Below are 3118 nucleotides of genomic sequence, written 5' to 3'. Positions count from 1 at the left end.
TACGTACGGTTCGGGGGGGAGTTCTCGGAAACCTAAGACCGAGAGGTCTTAAGGCGCCGGGTTCTTACCCTACAATATGCCAGCCATTCAAGATATGGCGAACATTATCACCGTTTGTTTAGGGAGAAACATACGCTTCAACTTAGTCATTCAGGCTTATGCACAGCTAAAAAATAAATATGGAGATGATGCCGAAACGATTGAAGGGAACTGCGGGAATACGATTTATATTTTAAGCAATAACTATGAAACAGCTAGAACCATCTCACAAAAATTAGGAGACGGTACAATCAATTCCACCTCTCGAAGTGGAAAAGGATTATCAACAGATAAAAGTAAAACAGAGGGGGTCGATGGAAAGCCATTATTAACACCAAATGAATTAATGGAATTACAGGAAGGAGAGAGCGTCGTTGTTCGGGTGGTTAAACGTCAAGATAAAGCACGTCAGAGAATTAAAGCACATCCCATCTATAACACCGGAAAAACAGCGTTGAAATACCGTTGGGAATACCTTGGAGATGACTTTAACACAGATCGTTCGATTCTAGATATTGACATTTCGTCTTTACATGAAAAAGTCAATCCTAGATCCTTGGTTATTGATAACTTTCTTTCACCATTTGCAACTCCTCCAGTTGAGGAGTTAATAAAAAAAGTTGAGGAAGTAATAAAAACAGAAGAAAAAGTTAAAGAGTCACCAAATGAGCTTTTTACTGCTATAACCCTTGAAAACTGGAAAACCAGAACAGTCAAAGAGTTCTTTTGCAATGATCCAAGTGTTTTTGAATTTATTAGAACTTCTTTACCTCACGTAATGAAGAAAACAACAGAAGATGTTGAACAACTGGCTATGGGAGATTTTGACGAAGAGTTTGAGCAACTAGCTTTCATGAATGGGATTGATCCTAAAGGCTATGAACTTGTTCGTAAAAAAATTGATTCTACTCTTACTCAGTTACAAGACCAAATGGAAAAACAAGAAGCCTAATATCAAAAGGGGGAGAAAGAATGACTCGTATTTCAAAGGAATTAGAACGTATTTTAGAGGACTATGCACCGATTGTGAAGGAAGGACATCAGGTGTTGATTGGGTTGCTAGATGGTACTGTACAGCTAGAAAAAGGACAGGAGGGAGAAGCGCCTGTGCGAATTCGTGTTTCTCCTCTGGATGAACGATTGGAGATAACTGTTGATACGTTGTTTCAAGGCATGTAATACCCTCGTAAGGAGATGAGCAGATGAAGGATGAAGAAATTCTTAAAAAGCTTCATGAGTTTTCAGAGTACTTAGATGTTGGAGATATCGCCTCCTATTTGTTACGGAAATTTGGGTGGGCGTGTATTCAAATTCTTTCGTTTCTAGTTGATGGATTAGAAGGAATTACAGATAGTATTTTAGGAATTAAGACATTTTTTAATTCACCCGATATCCAAGATTTTATTACCAAGATTCAACCTTTTTTATATGTACTACTGGCTTTTTCCTTTTTGTATATTGGCTACATGTTGATTATTCAGAAGAAAGTCAATCGTGAACAGATTATGATTAACATTTTTATTTCGATGGCTGTTCTTCTTCTTCTGAATACAAGCATGTTAAAGGCTGATAAGTTTACCGATCAAGCCATTGAAGCCGTTGATTTAAATGAAAAAGGAACCGTAAGTGAAAAGATTATTAAAAGTAATCTAACAGATGTAGCGCAATTCGATCTTACGAAGTGGAAAAGTCCAGAATTAAAAGAATCGAATAAAGTACCACAAAAAAATATTACGATGATCGATATTACTGAAAAGATTGATGGTGACTTTAAGGTAAATGAGAAAGATAAACTATCAGACAAGGGAAAAGATATACTCACTCACAAAACAGCTGTAACGCCAGATGGAAAAGATGGAGTTGCAGAATTAGATAATGGATGGTTTGATTTCTTTCCAGAACTTTATTATCGATGGTCATGGAACTTCTGGACAATTGCTATTTCCCTCTTTGTTATAGGGATGACACAGTTGTTTACCTCAATTAAACTAGCGAAACTGTGTTACGAAATAGGATTTAACTCGATTTTAGCCCAATTAGTTGCGCCTGCCGATGTATCAGATGGACAAAAGTTAAAAGCTGTACTAAAAAACATAGTGAATACGTTCCTAGTCATCATTATGATTTTCATTTCCATGAAGGTCTATTTGATGGGAACGGTCTTTATCAGCGATAAATTAGAAGGTATTCCGTACCTTATCGCATTGATTGCCTTTAGTATTGCTGTTGTAGATGGTCCTATCATGTGTGAACGTCTCTTTGGAATCGATGCTGGCCTCAAGAGTGGTTGGGGAGCTGTGGCAGGAGGCTTTGCGATGGCAAAAGGACTTGAAAGTAGCATTGGCATGATAGGCAGAACAGCAAAAGGAGGAGCCAACCTTGCAAAAGGTATTGGTAATGTAGGAAAAGGCCTTGGTAGTGGTGCTCTTCAGACAGCAGCAGGAGTTGGAGGTCTTGGTAAAGGGTTAGCTACACAAGGAAATAAAGAAAAACAGCCAGCTCTGCATGAGGAAATGAAAAAGGCAGGAATGGCAGGTGAGAAAGGAAAAACTGCTTCTAAAGGTAAAAACGCAGGAAATGAGCAGAAAGCTCAACAACAGGGATTATCCTCTACTGAGAAACAAGAAGGGGGCAAAAATACTGAAGGAAATTCTTCGGAAGGAAAAGGAGCAGGTCAAGGTCAAGGAAGCTCTTTACAGGATGAGATGCAAGCAGCAGGTGTTTCTACTGATAGTCAAGGATCAACTTCCTCTGTAGAAGGTGGAAGTGCTTCTCTACATGATGAAATGCAAGCTTCTGGTTATAGTGAAAGTGAAAATGAGGGTACTGGATCTTCTGTAGAAGGTGGAAGTGCTTCACTTCATGATGAAATGCAGGCTTCTGATCAAAGTGAAAGGGCAAGTGAAGGTACTGGATCTTCTGTAGAAAGTGGAAGTGCTTCTCTACATGATGAAATGCAGGCTTCAGGTCATAGTGGAAGTACAAATGGAGGCAGCTCCTCCGTAGGAAAGGCAAGTACTCCTCTACATGGTGAAATGCAGGCTTCTGGTCATAGTGGAAGTACAAATGGAGGCAGCTC

General features: G+C 39.1%; 2 protein-coding genes and 1 pseudogene. All 3 read left to right on the top strand.

What is annotated here, in order from left to right; genetic code table 11:
* Positions 1-73: 73 nt before the first annotated feature.
* Positions 74-617 (top strand): annotated as a pseudogene (locus tag ACMX9J_RS27615) (TraG/TraD/VirD4 family protein); the annotation flags it as partial.
* A 394-nt stretch (positions 618-1011) separates the two neighbouring features.
* The gene (locus tag ACMX9J_RS27610; RefSeq protein WP_116327344.1) at positions 1012-1218 is read left to right on the top strand and encodes a hypothetical protein; all 207 of its coding nucleotides are present in this window, start codon (positions 1012-1014) and stop codon (positions 1216-1218) included.
* A 23-nt stretch (positions 1219-1241) separates the two neighbouring features.
* Positions 1242-3118: pLS20_p028 family conjugation system transmembrane protein (locus tag ACMX9J_RS27605; protein WP_416226468.1), on the top strand; the 1877-nt coding region annotated here is incomplete at its 3' end.

It is taken from the genome of Priestia sp. RMT2NF4 (assembly GCF_047872835.1).
Lineage (GTDB): Bacteria > Bacillota > Bacilli > Bacillales > Bacillaceae_H > Priestia > Priestia zanthoxyli.
This window is presented reverse-complemented; position numbering and strand designations above follow the sequence as displayed.

Excerpts from the sequence above, each read along its gene's own strand:
- ACMX9J_RS27610 (WP_116327344.1), top strand. The coding sequence starts at position 1,012 with ATGACTCGTATTTCAAAGGAATTAGAACGTATTTTAGAGGACTATGCA.